This window comes from Ruminococcus difficilis, from assembly GCF_016680995.1.
Genome location: NZ_JAEQMG010000048.1, coordinates 392,833 through 412,921, shown reverse-complemented (window position 1 = coordinate 412,921; position 20,089 = coordinate 392,833). Strand labels below are relative to the sequence as shown.

The following is a 20,089-nucleotide window of genomic DNA, read 5'->3' as shown; positions in this document are numbered from 1 at the left end:
TTTTTCTCAATTCTTTTGCAAAGGGAACATTCTCTTTATTATGTATTCTATCCATAAAAACTACCTGATTCGGTTGGTCGCGCTGTAAGCGCTCTATTGATGCAATCCCTCAGTCATCGGCAAGGTATTGCCGATGACAGCTCCCTTTACCAAAGGGAGCCTTGGCTATCTGCTTTCCGCAACCTTATACATCAGGATGCCGGCGGCTACCGAGGCGTTGAGGGAGTTGATCCTGCCCTTCATCGGCAGGGATACGATCACGTCGCATTTTTCGCGCACGAGTCGGGAGATCCCCTTGCCCTCGTTGCCGATGACCAGTGCCGCGCCGCCGCTGAAATCGGTTTTGCGGTAGTCTTCGCCGTTCATGTCCGCGCCGTAGATCCAGATGTTGCGGCGCTTCAGTTCATCGATGGTGTCCGCGATGTTGGTCACTCTGGCGACCGGCAGGTACTCGAGCGCACCCGCCGAGGCTTTGTAGGCGGTATAGGTCAATCCCGCGTTGCGGCGCTTCTTGATGATGACGCCGTGCGCGCCGACACATTCCGCCGAGCGGATGATCGCGCCGAGGTTGTGCGGATCCTCGATCTCATCGAGGATGATGACAAAGGGCTGTTCACCGCGCTCTTCGGCGAGCTTGAGGATATCCTCCACGGAGGAATACTCCTTCATCGCGCAGAGTGCCGCGATCCCCTGATGCGCCGCGCCGCCCGTCATGAAGTCCAGCTTTTTGCGCTCGACCTCCTGTACGGGGATACCGGCTTTTTTGGCTTTGGCGGTGATCTCCACCGCGGCGCCGGATGGATTGCCCTTGGCGACCATCACCTTGATGATCGAGCGTCCCGCGCTGAGCGCTTCGGCGACCGGGTTGCGTCCGATCAGCAGCTCGTCATTCTGATACGGCTGATTCTTTTCGTTGTTCATAGGCATACCTACACATTATAATCATACTTATACCAATACAGTATACCATATATAGTATGCGGCTTTGCTTCTTCGCAAGAATAAAAGCGAAAAATGAGGCAGAATTTATGAAATAATTATCGCTCTTTTTCGGCGATTTTCTCCACGATCCCGAATCCGCCGCTGACGGGGTCGCGGAACAGTTCTGTTTTCGGCGGAAAAATCGTGAAGGAGAAGAACATCAGGTAGTACAGCCCCAACAGCATCAGCGCCGGATAGAAATAGTCTTTGAGTCGGTTCTCATCGGTCTCCAGTCGATAGGTCAGTCCCTGTGCCGTGAGCACTGCGATCAGTGACGCGGCGATGTCCGCCCAAAGGACGGCATGATCCGAAAACAGCGACATGAGATAGGAGGAGCCGATGATCATACCCGCCAGCAGGTAGAGACCGATCACTTTGGCGACGACATACTGCCGAAAGTGTACCCTCAGCCAGCACAGTTGTATCAGCGCCCAGCCGATGTAGGGCGCGGCAAAGATCTTGGTGTGCTCCCATACGCTCTCGTTGACCGCGCCGAATACGATACTCAGCGCCGCGCCGCAGCTGAGCGGATAGGCAAAGTGCAGCAGCACGGCGACGCTGTAGATCAATACACAGCCCGCCGCCTCCGACAGCGCGATATTCTTCTTATCCATATGAACCCCTCAATTATCCGATTATCATTGTATCGGGTCGTACCGAATGGTGACCCGACCGCTGTGACAGCAGTATCCTGTTTTCGGCGAAAGGCGATAAACAGTCGGTAATATGATATGAGAGGCGCCTTGTACACTATTCCGCTCCGGGGCGAAGGTTACAAAGGGCTATATTTTCAAAAAATAATTATTTTTAAGAAATTATACGATTTGTATTATTCGTATTTTTCAATAAAAATGTTGATAACTCTGTGGATAAGTGGAATAACTCAGGGGTCAAATCGCTCAAATCGACTGATATATCCATCGTTTTTTTGACTTTTCATAGTTTTCCATAATTTTTTTAACAGAATTATCCTATCTTCTTTTTGTGAAAAAAGGGGAAATGATTATACAGTTTGTAATATCATGCTTGTCAATTATCCAACGGAATAATACAGAATTATTTCAAAATTGTAACATTCGGGTCATGCAGGCAGTCATCAGAAAACGGTCGGATAAGAATGGTTGAGTATATATTGACAGTCAGAATGTTTATTCTAAAAAAACACCCCGTGATCGTCACGAGGTGTTCATGTTATTCATTTGAAGATAAACGTCTTAAAGATCAGCGTGACCCATGTGCCGTTGATGACGCCCAGCACAATGCCGCCCAACACGTCGGTCAGGTAGTGTACCCGCAGATACATGCGCGAGAACGCGATCGCGCCCGCTAAAACCAGCGCGGGGATCCAGATCCACGGGGGACAGCACCAAGCCGTGACCGTAAAGGCACAAAAGGAAGAGGCGCTGTGACCCGACGGGAAGGAATGATCCTTGGGCTTATTGATTTTCATGTCTTCATCCGATATCCATGTGGACGGACGGTTGCGGCCGACGGTCTTTTTGATGAGGATCTCACCGATCAGATAGTTGACGCTCAGAGCCGCGGTCATGATCGCGCTGGTCTCGCGGTATCGGCGGGAGATCAGGAAGGGGATCACAAAAGCGACCCACCAGATGAATCCGCCGGTGCCGGCATAGGTGAACATCACCATGATCTTGTCCAGCACGGGGCGGTGGATCTCAGACATCCGCTTCAGCACGCGCTCATCCATTTCACGCAGTTTATGAAACATAAGACGCTCCGTATTGATTCAAATAGTCGTTGTGAGGGGCAAACACGTGTTTTGCCCAGTGGCAATCTCATTAGATCATCATTATAGTTTCATTATATATGATAACAGAGAAAGGTGTCAATATTTCGGGCAAAGTTTTTGTAAAGAAGTCAAAAAAAGCTCCCTTGCGGGAGCCTTATCATTTGCGGTTATGGATATTGTTCAGGATCGTTTCGATATCGTCCTCCGTGGTGGAGGCGTCGAGCTGCACATCCTCGGTCGGATCCTCCGCCTGAAAATCCTCTGCCGGGGCTTCTTTTTCTTCGACATTCACACGGCGGGGGCGCAGAGAGCGGCGGCGCGGTGAGCCGTCCTTTTTGTTGAAGGGGAGCACATCGGCGAGCAGCTGACCCAGATAGCCGCACAAAAAGTAGGCGACGATATAGATCAGCACCGTGTACCACGAGGCTCTCCACATGCCGTAGAGCAGCGCGGCAAGCGCGTAGAAGATCGGCGCGATCAGGCACAGATAAAGATTGTTCTGTTTTTTCTGGAGCTTATAGAACACGCCGCAGCCGAAGGCGGTCAGCGGAAAGACGCCGATCTGGATGATATAGGTCGCGGCAGACGCGGTCTTGCCCATGAAAAGCGGCAACAGCAAAAAGATGATGCCGGTGACGATGATATATGGTAAAAGCTCCTTGAGCGTTTTTTCGAGTTTGTCGTTCATTTTTTCTCCGTAGTATGATACTTGTTTCGTTTCTGTTTTTCAGCAGCTCTAATTATAGATTATCATTTTCATAAAATCAAGATAAATATTACCTAAAATTCGTCGATTTTTTGATTGACTTATTAGTGACAGGGGAGTAAAATAGAATTACTGTGGGGATAGGGCATAAGCCGATATCCGACAGAATCCAATCACGAAAGAGGCGAAGATATGGACACCGGAAGTACCGGCGGCGCTGCCGGAGGGCGACGAAGTGTCAAGTATTGCGGTAAGGATCCTGAGGATCCGGTTTTCAGTGAAAAGCAGATGAACAGCGCGTTTGCGAGGTTCTGCAATGACAGCCCGTAAAAGGCGCTTTGCGTGACCGCGCGAGCGGCGTCGGAGTTATCTGTTTTTCACTGAAAATCGGCAGACAGCCGCAATACCCCTTCTACAGTGCCTCCGCGAGACCAAAACGTAGGAGGTTTTTTTATGGAAAGGAATACTGTGAGCTTGTTCGAGACGATCCAGACCCTGCTCGATAACAAGCGTTATTCCACCCTGCGCGACATCCTCAACACGATGAATCCCGTCGATATCGCGGCGGTATTTGAGGATCTGCAGAGTGAGAAGACAGCTCTGCTGTTCCGACTGCTGCCCAAGGAAACGGCTGCCGAGACCTTTGTCGAGATGGATGAAGAGACCCAGCAGCTGTTGATCCACGGCTTTTCGGATACGGAGCTCAAGGAGGTCATCGACGAGCTGTATGTCGATGACGCGGTCGACCTGATCGAGGAGATGCCCGCGAATGTGGTCAAGCGAATCCTCAGACAGGCTGATCCCCAGACAAGAAAAGAGATCAACGAAATATTGAAATACCCCGAGGACAGCGCCGGGTCGATCATGACGACCGAGTGCGTGATCCTCCGTCCCAAGATGACCGCGGAAGAGGCGATCAAGCGCATCCGCCGCACCGGTATCGACAAGGAGACCATCTACACCTGCTATGTGTCGGACGCGTCCTCCACCCTGATCGGTATCGTCACCATCAAGACGTTGCTGCTCAGCGATGATGACGAGGTCATCGAGAACATCATGGAGACCAACGTGATCTCGGTCAACACCCTTGACGACCAGGAAGAGGTCGCCCAGATGTTCAACAAGTACAATTTCCTCGCGCTGCCCGTCGTCGATAAAGAGAACCGTCTGGTCGGTATCGTCACGGTCGATGACGCGATCGACGTCATGGAAGAAGAGGCGACCGAGGATATCCAGAAGATGGCGGCTATCACGCCGACCACCGACAAGCCCTATGACCGTATCGGCGTGTTCGAGACCTATCGCGCGCGTATCCCGTGGCTGCTGATCCTGATGATCTCCGCCACCTTCACCGGTATGATCATCACCGGCTTTGAGGACGCGCTGGCGGGCTCGCTGGTGCTGTCCGCCTTCATCCCGATGCTGATGGATACCGGCGGTAACTCCGGTTCACAGGCGTCCGTCACCGTCATCCGCGCTCTCTCGCTGGATGAGATCGAGTTCAAGGACATTTTTAAGGTCATCTTCAAAGAAGCGCGTGTATCGCTCTTGTGCGGCGTCACGCTTGCCGCGGCGAACTTCGCGAAGATCATGCTGTTCGACCGCCTGGTGCTCGGCAATACCGGCATCACCGTACAGGTGGCGCTGGTGGTATGTCTGACGATGGTCGTCACCATCTTTATCGCAAAGCTCGTCGGCTGTACCCTGCCGATGATCGCGGCGAAGATCGGCTTTGACCCCGCCGTCATGGCTTCGCCGTTCATCACTACCATCGTGGACGCGATCTCGCTGTTCGTCTACTTCCAGATCGCTCAGGCGATCCTGCATTTGTAGACCGCGCGTCGTAAAGCGCTATTTGATCTCAATCAGAAAAACGACTCCCTCTGTAACTTGTGTCACAGGGGGAGTTTTAGTCTGTAAAAAACCGTGATGTTGACGAATTGTATTGCATTATAAAAATAACTACTGTATAATAAAATATATATAATCATATTGAAAAATCATAATCAATATGATTGATTCGGAACAAAGGGGATAGGTAGCATGAAAACGAATTGGAATAGACGCATATTTTCGCTCGTGCTGTGTATGGCGCTGCTTTTGACCGGCTTTTCTGTGGCTGTATACGCGCAGGAGGCTCAGCCGGCGGGTGAGATCACCGGCTCCGGCGTTGCGGAAAATGAAACGCCGATTGAGGTGGATGTTGCCGAGGCGGAGGACGTGCCTGTCGACGGCAGCTTTACGCTGACCGATGACGGTGAACCGGTGCTCGAGGTCACGCATCAAAATGAGCGCGCCGTGACCGGCGCGTATGACGGCACGATGATGAACGGCTTTTATACCGCCGACTTTGTCATGCCCGATACCGGCTACAATGTATTCCTGACCGGACTCACAAAGAATAATGTAGCGCGGATCAAGCAGGCGATCATCGACAATTATGTGGAGGGCAAGCTCTTTGAGATGAAGAACCTCGGCTTTATCGATGTGGAAAAGACATGGTATGGAGGCGATGACTCCCTGATGTGCGGGCCGGCGGCAGCCTCTAATATGCTGGTCGGCTCCGGCTGGGCGGCGCAGGCGGGCTTTACCAACAGCGACGATGTGTTTGAGGCGATGCTCGACGCGTTCCCGAATCAAGGTACTGCTGAAGAAACTGTTATCTCTTGGTTTTTCAGCGGAATTACCAGCGGGAGCTATGATTCCCCCGGGTTCAAGGGATATTTACCGCAGTATAACTATGAGAATAATGATATGATGGAATACTTTGGCGATTTTGATAATCAAATCGGAACCATCTACAACAGGCTTCATGAGGGCTATACGGCTTCGATCAGCTTATATCTGTATCGCTTCGAGGATCATGGATGCTTTGGTGCTCACGCGGTCACGCTGTGGGGCTTTGTGACCGATCCCGGTTATCCCGCAAGTAGCAAAGAGCATTACAAGTATATCTTCGTCACCGATTCCGACTCCAATCTGGCGAAAAAGGGAAAAGACCGCCGCACCGCGCCTGACGTGATGAGCATGATCCCGATCGAGTATAAGAATCTGTACGAAAAAGGCTGGGGCTATTGGTACAGCGATCCGCCCGTCTGTGATGTCAGGATCTATGGAGCTACTACTCTCAGACCATACAGCCCTGATATTCCCTATGAAACCTCGCCCGACGCGACGTTGGACAGGGCGAATGATCCGGACGTTGCGGTCGACGCGCTGATCCTGACCGATGAACCGAAGGACAAAGAAAGATTCGATGAATTGGATCATGAGGAGATCGTATCGGATCCGGATTATTGGATAGAAGAATATGAGCCTAATTATGCTTCGGAATATGATCGCAGCAAATTAAAGACAGAGTTCACTCCTGACGTGACGATCTATTTCTGTCCGTACCTGAAAAACAAATCGAATGTTGTTTATCGTTGTAGGTATGATGATGAGAAAGGTATATATTCGGGGATTTATACACGCCTTACGGTGACCGATGCACAGGGAGAGGTGATTTTCCTAAAAAATTATGATGTTCCGACATACTTCGGTATCCGCAATGGTAACTTGGGTGAAATCTTTTACAGCTTTAAGGCGCAGCTGCCACCGGGTGATTATACAGCGACCTTCGAATTCAACCCGAACCATACGGTGCCGGAAGCGCTTTATATGAATAACACAAAGAGCGTCGACTTCAAGGTCAGAGAGCCTCAACTGCTCGGCGACGCCGATGAAGACGGCAAGATCACGATCCTCGACGTGACCCAAATCCAGCGCGTTCTTGCCGGCTCAAAGAACCCGACCGCTTCCATCAAAAAGCTCGGCGACGTCGATCAAAACGGCGATCTTGATGTAGTCGACGCGACCCTGCTCCAGCGCTGGCTCCTCGGTTTGGATCAGGAGCTTACCATCGGCAAGAAGGTCTGATCCTTGTCTGCGTTGCATCATAAAAAACGACTCCCTCTGTGACTTATGCCACAGAGGGAGTTTTAGTCTGTAAAAAACCTGTGATGTTGACGAATTGTATTGCATTATAATAATAACTACTGTATAATATAATATATAAAATCATATTGAAAAATCATAAACATATGATTAATCCACAACAAAGGGGATAGGTGGCATGAAAACGAATTGGAATAGACGCATTTTTTCGCTCGTGCTGTGTATGGCGCTGCTTTTGACCGGCTTTCCTGTGGCTGTATACGCGCAGGAGGCTCAGCCGACGGGTGAGATCACCGGCTCCGGCGATGTGGAAAATGAAACACCGATCGAGGTGGATGTTGCAAAGGCGGAGGATGTGCCTGTTGACGGCAGCTTTACGCTGACCGATGACGGCGAGCCGGTGCTCGAGGTCAAGCATCAAAACGAGCGCGCGGTGACCGGCGCGTTCGACGGGACGATGATGAACGGCTTTTATACCGCCGACTTCGTCATGCCCGATACCGGCTACAATGTGTTTTTGACCGGGCTCACGAAGAACAACGTAGCGCGGATCAAGAAAGCGATCATCGACAATTATGTGGAGGGCAAGCTCTTTGAGATGAAGAACCTCGGCTTTATCGATGTGGAAAAGACATGGTATGGCGATGACGACGACCTGATGTGCGGACCGGCGACAGCCTCCAATATGCTGGTCGGCTCCGGCTGGGCGGCGCAGGCAGGCTTTACCAACAGCGACGATGTGTTTGAAAAAGTTCTCGAGGCTTTCCCAAATCGAGGTACTGATAAAGCAACTGTTTTCTCATGGTTTTTCAGCGGAGTTGCGGAGAACTGGGAATACGATTCTCCCGGATTTGGCGGGTATTTTCCGCAGTATGATTGCTTTGACATGATAAAGGGCTACGACTTTGACGAAGAGACCGAAGCCATCTACAACAGGCTTCGCGAGGGCTATACAGCAGAGCTCAGTTTGGATCTGTACCGCTTCGAAGAATATTCATATTTTGGGCTTCACGCGGTCACGCTGTGGGGCTTTGTGACTGATCCCAACTATCCCGCCGACAGTAAGGAGCATTACAAGTATATCTTCGTCACCGATTCCGACTCCAATCTGGCGAAGAAGGGAAAAGACCGCCGCACCGCTCCTGACGTGATGAGTATGATCCCGATCGAATATAAGAAGCTGAAAAATAGAGGCTGGTACTATTGGTACAGCGATCCGACCGTTTGTGACGTCAGTATCAGTACAGCCTATGTCCTAAAGCCATACAGCCCTGATATCCCCTTTGAAACCTCACCTGACGCGACGTTGGACAAGTCGACTTCGCCGGACGCTGCAATCTACGATTTGAAACTGACCGATGAACCGAAGGATTATGAAAGATTCGATGAATTAGATCATGAGGAAGTCATTTCGGATCCGAATTTTTGGAGTGATGATTATGATCCTTGTGTGAAACGCTATTGGTACTTTAAAGAATCTAAAACAGAGTTTTCCAAAGACGCGACGATCTATTTCTGCCCGTACCTGAGGAATCAATCGGCAGTTGACTATTTCAATCAGGAAGAGGGGATATCTACACGGCTCACGGTGACCGACGCGCAGGAAGAGGTGGTTTTGCAAAAGAGCTATGCTCTTCCGAACTCTATTCGTATCCCTACTACAGATTACTATTTGGGTTATCTGTTTTACAGCTTTAAGGCACAGCTGCCGCCGGGGGAATATACCGCGACTGTAGAAGTTAACCCGAACCATACGGTTCCGGAGGCGCTTTATTTCAACAACACAAAGAGCGTCGACTTCAAGGTCATAGGACCTCAACTGCTCGGCGACACTGACGAAGACGGCAAGATCACGATCCTCGATGTGACCCAAATCCAGCGCGTGCTCGCCGGCTCAAAGAACCCGACCGCTTCCATCAAAAAGCTCGGCGACGTCGATCAAAACGGCGATCTTGATGTAGTCGACGCGACCCTGCTCCAGCGCTGGCTCCTCGGTTTGGATCAGGAGCTTACCATCGGCGAAAAGGTCTGATCCCCGTCTGCGTTGAACAATAGAATCAATAAAGCTCCCTCTGATTTTTGCACAATTTCATTAAGTTAAGGAAACTGTATCTCGCTGACGCTTGGACGTTTGATACAATCCCTCAGTCACCGGACACGAGTGTCCGGCGACAGCTCCCTTTACCAAAGGGAGCCTTCCATAACCTATAATGAAGCTCCCTCTGTCGGTGACAGAGGGAGCTTTTTAGTTGAACGATCGTTAATCACGGATAGAGGGTCAGGGCTTTCTCTACATAGGGCTCGCCGGCGAGCTGTTTTTGACGGTAGAGTACCGTCGGATTGCCGGCGTCGTCAAAATATATAAGGTTGAAAACGTCGACAGGGGAGAACATCTCTACCGTTTCCCGGTACAGATCGTCGATGACGTCCTCGGATGTTCCCGCGGGAAATTGATCTTTGGTGAAGAACTGCCCGACCTGCTCTGTAAAGGCGGTCTCGATGAGCTGAGGATCTACGCCGTAGCTGTTGAGCAGACAGAGGTTGTCGATCTTCTTTTTGGCGGTAATATCGATGTTATAGATGAAATGCTGATCGGGTGAATCCGAACCGCCGAAGCCGATCGTGCTGATGACCAGGGACAGTACGCCGTTCTGACCGTATACCGAATAATCGGCGGTCTGATAACCCGGGTGATCGGTCGCCTTGCGGTCGGGGTTCTCGATCATAGCGACCCCTTCATTGAATAATTCGAGGATCTCTTTGTTGATGGCTTCGATCTCTTCACCCTCCAGATCGATCTGAGGGATGCGATAATGCAGGGTTTTCTCTTTATTGGAGATGACCACCTTGCCGGATACGTCCTTGTAGGTACTCACGAGAGAATGGACGTCGCCGCTGTAGTCGCCCGCCTTACGATCCGGAGCCTTCCGATCGCCCTTCAAGCTGTCGATCATACCGTCGACCGACATGAACTCGGGTGTTTTTGCCTGATCGACGTCATAGTAATCCTTGATCGCCGAGGGAAGATCCGCTTTTACCGAAACGGAAGGGTTTTGGGTCAGATCCGAGATCTTGGTGTACGGATCGCCGTCGCCGAGACGATCTTCCGTCAGATAATAGGTGATATCCTGCAGCTCTCCGTTGAAGTAGCAGATCCACGCGTAGCGGCTCCTTTGCGTAGTGGCTTTCCCGGTGGTCTTGTCCGCGACATTATTGATGATTTGGCTGTCCTTGTTGCTGAGCAGGAACCTGCCTGTTTTTTCGAGATAGGAGAAGTCGGTCTGCTCCGCTGCCATGAGGTCTTCCGAGATAGTGAACAGACCGTTTTCGGTGATATAGGTCAGCATATCGTCATGATTCTCGTCGTCGGTATCCAGAACCAACTCGGGTACCTCGTCGTTGTTGAGATAGATCAGAGCGCATCGTGGATATGCCTCGCTGTCGAGCGAGCGTAAACGCTCATAGTACAGGCTCTGCCAGTCGATGTCGGCGCTCAGCGTCACTTCGGGCATATTATCCGGATCCTTGAGCATCGGCGCGGTGTCCGATGTGGCGGTTTCTGTATCGCCCGCTGTATTCTTGTTGTTTCCGCAGGCGGTGAGGCAGAACAGCAGCGCGAGGATACAGACTGCGGATGAGATTTTATGAACAATGTTGTATGACATGGCAGTTCTCCTGAAGACGCTTGTTATATCGGTTTTTATTGAAAAATAGTATTATTTTGCCTGTTTGTTGATATATCTCGCCCGGCGCTTGGAGTACATGATCTTTTGTCCGGAATACAGGCTGTAGTAGCCCGACAGCATATAGCTCACGCAAAGGGCAACAGCAAAGAAAATGAGCCCGTTGCTCCCGAACAGCTCGATCGAGAGGATGACAGAGGCGATAGGGCAGTTGACCACGGCGCAGAACAGCGCGATCAGTCCGACCGCCGCGCCGAAGGAGCCGGACAGTCCCAGCAGGGGTGCGATGGTCGCGCCCATCGCGGCGCCGATGAAGAAGGTGGGGATGATCTCGCCGCCTTTATAGCCGAAGCCGATGGTGATCACGGTGAACACCATCTTGAGGATAAAGTCATAGGGCAGCGCCTTGCCCTGTGTGATCGCCTCGGCGATGACCTCGCCGCCGATACCGTTGTAGCGTGTTCCGATCAGCAGGGTCAAGAGGGCGATCGCCGTACCGCCCACGGCAGTGCGCAGGTATTCGTTGCGGAAGAATCGCACAGCGTATTGATGCGTTTTCTCCAGAGTGAAGCAGAATATGATGCTCAGCACCGCCGCCGCGATCCCGATCACGGCGACCGTGAGGATGTTGACGATGTTCAGCTGCGGGATGTCCTCGAGTACGTATTTGGTCGGAGACAGTCCGAACAGGTTGGTGACGCCGAAGGCTGTCAGCGCCGCGACGATGCACGGCAGAAAGGCGCTGTAGTAGATGATGCCGACCGAAATGACCTCCATCGCGAACACGGTAGCGGTCAGGGGTGTGCCGAACAGCGCGGAGAACAGTCCGCTCATGCCGCACATCAGGGCGATGGGCATATCCTTTTCATTGAGTCTGACGACCCTGCCGATGAAGCTGCCGATACAGCCGCCGAGCTGCAGCGCCGCGCCCTCTCGACCCGCCGATCCGCCGAAGAGGTGGGTGATGACGGTGGACAGGAAGATCACGGGCGCCAAAGTGATGGGCACCTTGTCCTCGGAGCGCACCGAGTTGATGATCAGGTTGGTGTCCGCGTGACCGCTGAGCTTGGTGACGCGGTACAAAAAGGCGATGATCACGCCGCCCGCGGGCAGCAGATAGCACAGCCACGGATTCGCCGTGCGGATATCGGTGACGTAGGTGATCGCCCAGCGAAATCCCGCGCCCAGCGCGCCGCCGATCCCGCCGGTGACCACCGCGATCAGCGACCATTTGAAGAATGAGATGATATATTGTCTGACACGAACGGCGTCATGCCGCACGGTTTGTTTGAAATGATCCATTTTTTCGTTTTCAGTGAGGGTGTTAGCGCCATTGCGCTCATGCTCAATCGGTTGTATGGCATACTCCGATACAAAAGGGCGCGGTATCGTCCGCCATAAACTCCTCACTCCTAACTCCTCACTCCTAACTTCTATCTGAATCGTCAATCTGCCTAAAAGTATACCTCATTTTTCAGTAATATTCAATATCGAAGGGGAATTATTTTCTTGAAAAACCATTTTGCGTGTGTTAATATGAAGATTAGCGAGTAAAAGAATTAAGTTGAGATTGCCACGGCTCGTTGCACGTGAGTGTGCAACGCCTCGCAATGACTATTGAAATAAAAAGGCTACGGTGATGTTTTGCGTAATATTTTGACAAAAATCGCTGAATTCATGCAGGGTCGTTACGGAAACGATAAATTGAATACTTTCATTTGGATCGTCACGGCAGTGTTGTATGTGATCAACCTGTTTGTCCGCAACTCGATCATCATGATCGTCGTATTGCTGTTGGGCGCGTTGGCGATCTTCCGCGCGCTGTCCACCAATATCACCAAGCGGCTGTATGAGAACAACCGCTTTCTCAGCATTTATAACGTTGTGGCTGAGTTTTTCAAGCGCCAGTACATGAAGATCCGGGATTTCAAGACCCACCGATATCTGACCTGTCCCTACTGCAAGGCGCAGTTAAGGCTGAAAAAACGCACCGGCGTACAGCAGATCCATTGCCCGAAATGCGGAAAAGACTTTAAAAAGAATATACTGTTTTAATGAACTGTAGGAACGGTCATTGACCGTCCGCGGACGAGCAATGCTCGTCCCTACAATTTTTTATCATTCACCATTCACCAAAAAGAAAGGAGGTTCGCATATGGTATTTTCGTCACTGTTATTTTTGTTTATGTATCTGCCGATCGTGCTGATACTCTATTACGTATGCCCGCGCCGCTGGCGCAACCTCCTGCTCTTTATCGTCAACCTCGTCTTCTACGGATGGGGTGAGCCGGTCTTTGTCACCCTGATGATCTTCTCCACAATCGTGGACTACACCTGTGGTTATTTCATCAACAAATACCGCGAGACGAACAAAAAACGAGCCAAGGGATTTTTGATCGCCTCGGTTTGTATCAACCTGAGTTTGCTGGGCTTCTTCAAATACGCGGGCTTCCTTACGAACACGCTCAATTATCTGCCGTTCCTGAATATCCCCGCGCTCAAGATCCCCCTGCCGATCGGTATCAGCTTCTACACCTTCCAGACGATGTCCTATTCGATCGACGTCTATCGCGGCGACGCGCCGGTGCAGAAGAATATCATCACCTTCGGTACCTATGTATCGCTGTTCCCGCAGCTGATCGCGGGCCCGATCGTCCGCTATAAGGACGTCGCCTATCAGCTCGACCATCGTCGCGAGACCCTCGATCAGTTCACCAAGGGCGTGTGCCTGTTCTGTGTGGGATTAGGCAAAAAAGTCCTGATCGCCAACCAGATGGGCGCGTTATGGGACAGTATGCGTGAGATCGGCGAGATGGGATGGCTCGGCTCATGGGTCGGCATCATCGCCTATACCTTCCAGATCTACTTCGACTTTTCCGGCTACTCGGATATGGCGTGCGGTCTGGGCAATATGTTCGGCTTTGAGTTCCTCAAGAACTTTAACTATCCTTATATCAGCAAGAGCATCACCGAGTTCTGGCGCAGATGGCATATCTCGCTGGGCACATGGTTCAGAGAGTATGTCTATATCCCGCTGGGCGGTAACCGCAAGGGCGTGCCGCGTCAGATGCTCAACCTGCTGATCGTCTGGTTTTTGACCGGCTTCTGGCACGGCGCCGATTTCAACTTCATCTTCTGGGGCTTGTACTTCGGTCTGCTGCTCGTGCTCGAGAAATTCGTGCTCAAGAAGTGGCTCGACAAAGCTCCCGCCGTGATACAGCATATCTACGCGCTGTTCTTCATCATCCTCGGATGGGTGATGTTCTACTTCAGCGATCTGGGCGAGATGGGCTCGTTCTTTACGTCGATGTTCAGCTTCGGCGGCGCGGCGATCACCCCCGACGCGGGCGCGCTGACGCTCTCGTACCTGCCGATGCTTCTGGTGGCGGGACTGGCTTCCACACCGCTGTTGGCAAAGCTCTACAAAAAGGTAGAGAACACCAAGGCGGCTTCGGTATTACAGGCATTGTTCTGCTGTGTGGTGCTGGGTATCGCGACCGCGCTGCTGGTATCCCAGAGCTATAATCCGTTTTTGTATTTCCGTTTCTGATGAAACATATGTAGGGGAGGGTCTTGACCCTCCCGTTCGCCAAAGGCGATATAGAATGAAATCTCTGAAAGTATCCTCTGAAAATCAACTTTGATTTTCAGTCGGGAGGGTCGAGACCCTCCCCTACAAAAAGCGTGAAAGGAGGAGCATGATGAAAAAGGCATATAAATTCCTGCCCGCGGCGATCTTTTTGATCTTCATTATCGGGATGATGGTACTGTTCTTTGTACTGCCGAAAAAAGAATACAGCTCCTCCGAAAAGCGCTATCTGGAGCAGGCGCCGAAGTTCACCGTTGACAGTCTGCTGTCGGGTAAGTTCGGCGAGGATTTTGAAAAGTTCCTGTCCGACCAGACCGCGGGGCGTAATTTCTGGGTGGGCTTATCCGCCTATTACAACTACGCCATCGGCAACAACGGCTCCAACGGCATCTATCTGGGCAAGAACGGTTATCTCGTCAATGATCCCGAGAAGATGGATGATCTGAGCCGAAACATCGGCTATATCAATGAGTTCGCCGAGAAATGTCCCGTCGACACCACCGTGCTGGTCGCGCCCTCTACGGGCTATGTCTGCGCCGATATCCTGCCCGACGTCCATAAGCAGTACCGCGATGACGATCGCTTTGAAGAAATGATTGCGGCGCTTCCGTCCGCGAGGTTCGTCGATGTGCGCGAGGCGTTCAAAAAGGAATACGCCGACGGCAATCAGATCTACTACAAGACCGACCATCACTGGACGGCTTACGGCGCGTATACCGCTTACCGCGAGCTCGGCAGTGTGCTCGGCTATACTCCTCACGCCAAAGAGGATTATACCGTGACCTCGTATCCCGGCTTCTACGGCACGACCTATTCATCCTCGGGCTTCTGGCTGACCGATCCCGATACCGTGGAGGTGTGGGACAACCCCGCGAATGATACTACGATCGTGACCGCCATCACCGATAACGGAAATGTGACCGAGCAAAAGGATATGTTCTATCTGAGCCATCTGGAGGATGACGATAAGTATCCCATCTATCTCGACGGCAACCATCCCTATACGGTGATCAAGAATTCCGCCGCGAGCTCGAATGAAAAGCTGCTGGTCATCAAGGACAGCTTTGCCCATTCGATGGTGCCGTATCTCGCCGATCATTACAGCGAGATCATCATGGTCGACCTGCGCTATTATTCCCAGCCGGTAAGCAGACTGGTGGAGACCGAGGAGATCGACCGTGTGCTGGTGGTATATTCCATCGATAATCTGGCGACCGATACCAACCTTGGCTGGTTGGAATGATAGTTATCGGTTGAGATTACCACGTCGGAAAAATGTTCCTCCTCGTAATGACGATTTGTATGCGCCCCGTTTTAAACGGAGATCGATACGATTCCTCCGAGGTTGTCCGGATGCGACCCCACACCCCTTGCTGAAAGGGATGTTGATCAAAATAAAAAGTAAGGAGAGAAGCGTTTGCTTCTCTCCTTTTTGTATGGATGTTTGTTTTACGAATGGTTGGTCTTCCACTGACCGATCGCGTCCTCGAACGCCTTCACTTCATCCGCGCTGTCACACTGATCCAGATAGGCGGTGAACAACTTGATGAAGCTGTTGTCGGGGTTCTCGTTCAGATACTCTCTGATACAGTAGCTCTCTTTGCTCAGCTTGGGCACGAATTTACGCGCGTAGCTGCGGGAGACAAGCTCGAACGAAACGACCTCGACCAGGTCCTTCTTCATCAGGGATTTGATCAGGGAGTGTACATAGCTGTCTTTCCATGTTTTGTCGCCGGACATTTGGATGATCTCGGTGCAGGAAAGCGGCTCGTCTACGCCCCACAGCAGATCCATGATTTGCTTCTCGCTTTTTGTCATCATAACATACCTCTTTCTTGTAGTCGAAAACATCGGGATGAATCGAAAGATAATGCAATTTGTGTATGATTATGGCGAAATTATAATATAAAATCGGAAATTAGTCAACAGGTATTTGCAATATTTTTATATATTTTTGTGAACGGTGCAAAAAAGAGGGAGAATGTTAAACATTTAACGGATTATTCGGAAGTTTGACGATCGGGAACCGAGGCTCACAGTTTCGTGATCTCATCATACAGCTCTTTGTTTGATTCGATGTTTTCGGCGCTGCCGACGGTGCAAAAAGAAGCATTGTTTGCATATTTATTCAATTTATCGCCGATTGCGTTCAGATCATCGACGGTCGTGGACAGCAGCTCGTCGCGCTCCTTTTGGATCGCGGCGTTATCTCTGCCGAGCAGATGATAGACAGAGCTCAGATACGCGGTCGCGCGCGGTAGCTGCGGGTTGTCGAGCGAGCGCACGACGCTGATGATATAATCCTCCAGAGCACGGTCGCTGAGCTGTAAGGAGCTGAGGAACTTTGCCGCGTTTTGGAAGGTGTTGAGTGTGATCGCGATCTGCGGGTCACGGTAGCTCCACATATCGAGGCGCTTGGCAGAGTTCGGGATCGTGCCGCAGCCGTAGGCGCCGTTTTCAACGCGGATCTTCTGCCACAGGTATTCGAGGGAGAGGATCTTTTTGGCGAGCAGTAAGCCGCCGCCGCTGAGCTCGTTGTCCGCGTTAAAGCTGTAGCCGTTGAATACGATGTCACAGGGCGCGCACAGCGCGACATTGCCTGACAGCAGGGAGCTTTGTGCCTGACTGAGCGCGTCGGTCAGGCTGCCCTGCATCGGCAGGGGAGCATCCTTGATCTTGTCGCAGCTTTCTTCATCGCACGCGAGGGAGTATACCGCACTGCCGTTTTTGATGAAGCGATCGTACACGTTTTCAAGGCGGGCTTTGAGCGCTGAAAAGCTCTCAGGATCGGAATCCAACGACTCTTTGAGCGCTTTGAGTCGCTGATAGAAGCTCAGTCCGCCGGTCTTGTCGAGAATCGCGTCACGTGTGTTGTGGGTCGCGGCGGCACGGATCGCGGCGATCTGACTGGAGTTGTTGATGAAGCCCAGCTGCAGCTCGGTCACCATCTGGTCGATCAGATCACAGATCGCTTTTTTGTCGTCAAAGACGGTTTTGGTGAGGATCTCTTCGGCGAGCTTTGCCGCCTGACTGTAGTTGTCGGCGAGCGCCTTGAAGCGCAGGACAGCGGAGGAGATCACTCTGTTGTTATAGCTCGAAACGGAGCCTGACATACTCAGCGAGCCTGTATAGAGCCCGAGCCTGGTTTGCAGGGTCTTGCCGTCGGTGTCCGCGGTGGCAATGTTGCCGAGCAGAGAGGACAGGATGCTGATATCGAAGAGCTCGTCATCGTTCGCCTGTCCGATATCGAAGAACAGATCGGCATAGACGATGCCGTCCGTTTTCAGCGGATGATACAGATATGAAGCTTCTTTCCCTTTTACTTCTGTCAGGAAGGGGACAGCTTTTTTATCAATGTCACTGATGTTCAAATGCGGGATGCGCGCGTCTTTTTCGGCTTTTTGATCGGGGGAGCTGTCGTTCGCGGTGACAGCGGCGTCCGCGTCGGGCTCGGCATATTTCTTTTCGGTCGCCGTGGGCGTCATCACGACGATATTCCGCTCTTTGTTCCACAATAAGAATACCCGTATCAGATCCTCAAAATAGCCTTTGTCGATAATGGATTTGATGGTTTCGAGCGACTCCTCGTACTCAAGGTAGCGCCACGGCTCATAGCCGTACAGCCATGTGTCGGCGATCTGGATGTTGTAGTACAGTCCCTTGGTCAGTCCCGCGGCACTGCCCTCACGCAGATTGAATTCGGTGGTGCTCAGCTTGGCGCTCACCGCCTCTTTGTCCAGCCCCTCGGCACATTCCGTAAGGCACGCGGTGACCTCGCGTTCGATCTCGTCGAGGCGGCTCGCGTCACAATGGCGGAGCTTGATCGTAAAGAGGGGATAGGCGATATCCTCGATCATCTCGCACTCACATTCGACTGCTAAGCCCTTGTCGAGGATGCGCTTTTTGAGCGGATCGTAGTTGGTATCGGCAAGGATGTCGGTCAGGACGCTCAGTCCGAGGTAGGTGGTGAAGGAGGGCATTTCGCAGATGGGATAGGTGAACGCGATATAATCCTCGTTCGTCTTTTCGCCGTCCGCAGTGTAGGTGCAGTAGAAGGGCTTATCCTGCTTTTTGACCGTGATCTTCGGCTCCTTGACCGCCTCCCGCGGCTCGACCTTGCTCAGATACTCCTCATCGAGGAAACGAAGTTTCTCTTCTATTTCCATCTTGCCGTAGAGGTAAAATCTGGCATTGGACGGATGATAATATTTCTTGTGGTTGGCGATGAAATCCTCATAGGTGAGCTTGACGATATGGTCGGGATGACCGCCGGACACGGTGGTGTACTGGCAGGGCTCATAGCTCTCGCCGAACACCGCCTGATAGAGGTTTTCATCGGGGTCGCCCAAAGCGCCCTTCATCTCATTGTAGACGACGCCCTGATAATAGGGCTTTCCGTTCTCGTCGCGCTCGATATGCCAGCCCTCCTGACGGAAGGCATTCTCATTATCATAGATCAGCGGACAGAACACCGCGTCGGTGTAGACCGACATCAGGTTCATCAGATCCTTGTCGTTCATGCTCGACACAGGGTACATCGTCTTGTCGGGGAAGGTCATCGCGTTGAGGAAGGTGTACAGCGAGCTTTTCATCAGCTCGACAAAGGGATCGTCAACGGGATATCTCCGTGAACCGCAAAGCACGCTGTGTTCGAGGATATGGAACACGCCGGTCGAATCATGCGACGGAGTCGCGAAGGTGATCGAGTAGGTCATGTTGCGGTCGTCGTTATCGACGTAGCATAAGAGCGCGCCGCTGTGAGTGTGGCGCAGGATATACAGGTCGCCGCCGATCTCCTTGACATGACGGCGCTGTTCCACCACAAAGCCGTGGATGGTATCACCAATGTTGTATTTCATGGGAAAATCCTTTCCGGAGAACGGTTAACAGTGAACGGTTAACGGTGTCGGTTACTCGCTGCGCTCGGACAATTCTATTATCGATCCAAAACGCGAAGCGTTTCCCTTTACCGTTATCCGATATCCGTTAACCGTTAACCAAACCAGTAGTTTTTTTGATCAAAGTAATTCATCGACCGCTTCGATCGCGTTCTTTACGCAGTCCTCGCAGGAGCAGAGCATATGTCCCGTCACCACGCCCTTGAGGTCGATACAGCGTGACGCGCCGCATTTCTCTTCAAACGCCTGAAACAGCTTGCGGCTGACAGGGTTCATGCCGCGGGTCTGCTTACTGAGGATGCCGAGCACCATCTCCGCGCCGATCAGCGCGCCGCAGGTGCCCATCATGCCGCCCATGCCCGAACCGAAGGTCGAGCCGAGCATCAGGAGAGATTCTTTGTCATAGGGGAGTTTGTCCTCAAAGGCGAGCAGCACCGCCTGACAGCAGTTGTGGGAGCGCTTGAGAGAAGCGCCGAGTTCAGATCGGTTCATCATATCATTCCTTTATGTATGTGATTAGTATTAGTATAGCTTTCACGTTGT

16 protein-coding genes are annotated in these 20,089 nt (G+C 51.8%); 7 read left to right on the top strand and 9 right to left on the bottom strand.

The window, feature by feature from the left end:
- Positions 1–165: 165 nt before the first annotated feature.
- The 4 genes from rlmB to JKK62_RS06585 form a co-directional block, all read right to left on the bottom strand.
- Complete coding sequence (gene rlmB, locus JKK62_RS06600) at positions 166–921, bottom strand: 23S rRNA (guanosine(2251)-2'-O)-methyltransferase RlmB (protein WP_201427225.1); 756 nt, start codon at positions 919–921, stop codon at positions 166–168.
- A gap of 116 nt (positions 922–1,037) precedes the next feature.
- Positions 1,038–1,595 (bottom strand): DUF6512 family protein, encoded by a 558-nt coding sequence (locus JKK62_RS06595; RefSeq protein WP_201427218.1) that lies wholly within the window; start codon positions 1,593–1,595, stop codon positions 1,038–1,040.
- A gap of 581 nt (positions 1,596–2,176) precedes the next feature.
- Positions 2,177–2,713, bottom strand: coding sequence for a phosphatase PAP2 family protein (locus tag JKK62_RS06590; RefSeq protein WP_201427217.1), 537 nt, complete (start codon positions 2,711–2,713; stop codon positions 2,177–2,179).
- A gap of 178 nt (positions 2,714–2,891) precedes the next feature.
- Positions 2,892–3,422 carry a hypothetical protein gene (locus JKK62_RS06585; protein ID WP_201427216.1) on the bottom strand — a complete coding sequence of 177 codons (531 nt, stop codon included), beginning with the start codon at positions 3,420–3,422 and terminating at the stop codon, positions 2,892–2,894.
- A gap of 210 nt (positions 3,423–3,632) precedes the next feature.
- Between JKK62_RS06585 and JKK62_RS06580 the strand changes: the two genes are divergently transcribed.
- The 4 genes from JKK62_RS06580 to JKK62_RS06565 all read left to right on the top strand — a co-directional run bounded on the left by JKK62_RS06580 (position 3,633) and on the right by JKK62_RS06565 (position 9,408).
- Positions 3,633–3,770 carry a hypothetical protein gene (locus JKK62_RS06580; protein ID WP_201427215.1) on the top strand — a complete coding sequence of 46 codons (138 nt, stop codon included), beginning with the start codon at positions 3,633–3,635 and terminating at the stop codon, positions 3,768–3,770.
- Between the two features lie 123 nt (positions 3,771–3,893).
- The gene (mgtE, locus tag JKK62_RS06575; RefSeq protein WP_201427214.1) at positions 3,894–5,273 is read left to right on the top strand and encodes a magnesium transporter; all 1,380 of its coding nucleotides are present in this window, start codon (positions 3,894–3,896) and stop codon (positions 5,271–5,273) included.
- Between the two features lie 210 nt (positions 5,274–5,483).
- Positions 5,484–7,358 (top strand): dockerin type I repeat-containing protein, encoded by a 1,875-nt coding sequence (locus JKK62_RS06570; RefSeq protein ID WP_201427213.1) that lies wholly within the window; start codon positions 5,484–5,486, stop codon positions 7,356–7,358.
- A gap of 196 nt (positions 7,359–7,554) precedes the next feature.
- Positions 7,555–9,408 (top strand): dockerin type I repeat-containing protein, encoded by a 1,854-nt coding sequence (locus tag JKK62_RS06565; RefSeq protein ID WP_201427212.1) that lies wholly within the window; start codon positions 7,555–7,557, stop codon positions 9,406–9,408.
- Between the two features lie 232 nt (positions 9,409–9,640).
- Here JKK62_RS06565 and JKK62_RS06560 read toward each other — a convergent pair whose 3' ends face one another.
- Positions 9,641–11,041 carry a hypothetical protein gene (locus tag JKK62_RS06560; RefSeq protein WP_201427211.1) on the bottom strand — a complete coding sequence of 467 codons (1,401 nt, stop codon included), beginning with the start codon at positions 11,039–11,041 and terminating at the stop codon, positions 9,641–9,643.
- 51 nt (positions 11,042–11,092) lie between these two features.
- A complete protein-coding gene (locus JKK62_RS06555) occupies positions 11,093–12,361 on the bottom strand; it encodes a chloride channel protein (protein ID WP_201427210.1) in 1,269 nt (422 codons plus the stop codon).
- Between the two features lie 354 nt (positions 12,362–12,715).
- Here JKK62_RS06555 and JKK62_RS06550 point away from each other — a divergent pair, with 354 nt between their 5' ends.
- The 3 genes from JKK62_RS06550 (at position 12,716) to JKK62_RS06540 (ending at position 15,891) form a co-directional block, all read left to right on the top strand.
- Entirely contained in the window at positions 12,716–13,114 is a 399-nt protein-coding gene (locus JKK62_RS06550) for a TFIIB-type zinc ribbon-containing protein (protein WP_201427209.1), read from the top strand.
- Between the two features lie 100 nt (positions 13,115–13,214).
- Entirely contained in the window at positions 13,215–14,609 is a 1,395-nt protein-coding gene (locus JKK62_RS06545) for an MBOAT family O-acyltransferase (RefSeq protein WP_201427208.1), read from the top strand.
- 148 nt (positions 14,610–14,757) lie between these two features.
- On the top strand, positions 14,758–15,891 hold the full coding sequence (locus JKK62_RS06540) for a DHHW family protein (RefSeq protein ID WP_207752143.1): 1,134 nt from the start codon (positions 14,758–14,760) through the stop codon (positions 15,889–15,891).
- A 206-nt stretch (positions 15,892–16,097) separates the two neighbouring features.
- Here JKK62_RS06540 and JKK62_RS06535 read toward each other — a convergent pair whose 3' ends face one another.
- The 3 genes from JKK62_RS06535 to JKK62_RS06525 all read right to left on the bottom strand — a co-directional run bounded on the left by JKK62_RS06535 (position 16,098) and on the right by JKK62_RS06525 (position 20,041).
- Positions 16,098–16,469: a BlaI/MecI/CopY family transcriptional regulator gene (locus JKK62_RS06535; protein WP_201427206.1), complete on the bottom strand. Its 372-nt coding sequence runs from the start codon at positions 16,467–16,469 to the stop codon at positions 16,098–16,100.
- A 212-nt stretch (positions 16,470–16,681) separates the two neighbouring features.
- Positions 16,682–19,507: an insulinase family protein gene (locus tag JKK62_RS06530; protein WP_201427205.1), complete on the bottom strand. Its 2,826-nt coding sequence runs from the start codon at positions 19,505–19,507 to the stop codon at positions 16,682–16,684.
- A gap of 159 nt (positions 19,508–19,666) precedes the next feature.
- Entirely contained in the window at positions 19,667–20,041 is a 375-nt protein-coding gene (locus JKK62_RS06525; RefSeq protein ID WP_201427204.1) for a C-GCAxxG-C-C family protein, read from the bottom strand.
- Positions 20,042–20,089 lie beyond the last annotated feature (48 nt).

What these genes read in the sequence shown, in the direction of transcription:
- JKK62_RS06555 (WP_201427210.1), bottom strand. Translation starts at nt 12,361, where the DNA reads ATGGATCATTTCAAACAAACCGTGCGGCATGACGCCGTTCGTGTCAGA.
- JKK62_RS06530 (WP_201427205.1), bottom strand. Translation starts at nt 19,507, where the DNA reads ATGAAATACAACATTGGTGATACCATCCACGGCTTTGTGGTGGAACAG.
- JKK62_RS06535 (WP_201427206.1), bottom strand. Translation starts at nt 16,469, where the DNA reads ATGATGACAAAAAGCGAGAAGCAAATCATGGATCTGCTGTGGGGCGTA.
- JKK62_RS06580 (WP_201427215.1), top strand. Translation starts at nt 3,633, where the DNA reads ATGGACACCGGAAGTACCGGCGGCGCTGCCGGAGGGCGACGAAGTGTC.
- JKK62_RS06525 (WP_201427204.1), bottom strand. Translation starts at nt 20,041, where the DNA reads ATGATGAACCGATCTGAACTCGGCGCTTCTCTCAAGCGCTCCCACAAC.
- JKK62_RS06560 (WP_201427211.1), bottom strand. Translation starts at nt 11,041, where the DNA reads ATGTCATACAACATTGTTCATAAAATCTCATCCGCAGTCTGTATCCTC.
- rlmB (WP_201427225.1), bottom strand. Translation starts at nt 921, where the DNA reads ATGAACAACGAAAAGAATCAGCCGTATCAGAATGACGAGCTGCTGATC.
- JKK62_RS06585 (WP_201427216.1), bottom strand. Translation starts at nt 3,422, where the DNA reads ATGAACGACAAACTCGAAAAAACGCTCAAGGAGCTTTTACCATATATC.
- JKK62_RS06565 (WP_201427212.1), top strand. Translation starts at nt 7,555, where the DNA reads ATGAAAACGAATTGGAATAGACGCATTTTTTCGCTCGTGCTGTGTATG.
- JKK62_RS06590 (WP_201427217.1), bottom strand. Translation starts at nt 2,713, where the DNA reads ATGTTTCATAAACTGCGTGAAATGGATGAGCGCGTGCTGAAGCGGATG.
- JKK62_RS06595 (WP_201427218.1), bottom strand. Translation starts at nt 1,595, where the DNA reads ATGGATAAGAAGAATATCGCGCTGTCGGAGGCGGCGGGCTGTGTATTG.
- JKK62_RS06570 (WP_201427213.1), top strand. Translation starts at nt 5,484, where the DNA reads ATGAAAACGAATTGGAATAGACGCATATTTTCGCTCGTGCTGTGTATG.
- JKK62_RS06545 (WP_201427208.1), top strand. Translation starts at nt 13,215, where the DNA reads ATGGTATTTTCGTCACTGTTATTTTTGTTTATGTATCTGCCGATCGTG.
- mgtE (WP_201427214.1), top strand. Translation starts at nt 3,894, where the DNA reads ATGGAAAGGAATACTGTGAGCTTGTTCGAGACGATCCAGACCCTGCTC.
- JKK62_RS06540 (WP_207752143.1), top strand. Translation starts at nt 14,758, where the DNA reads ATGATGAAAAAGGCATATAAATTCCTGCCCGCGGCGATCTTTTTGATC.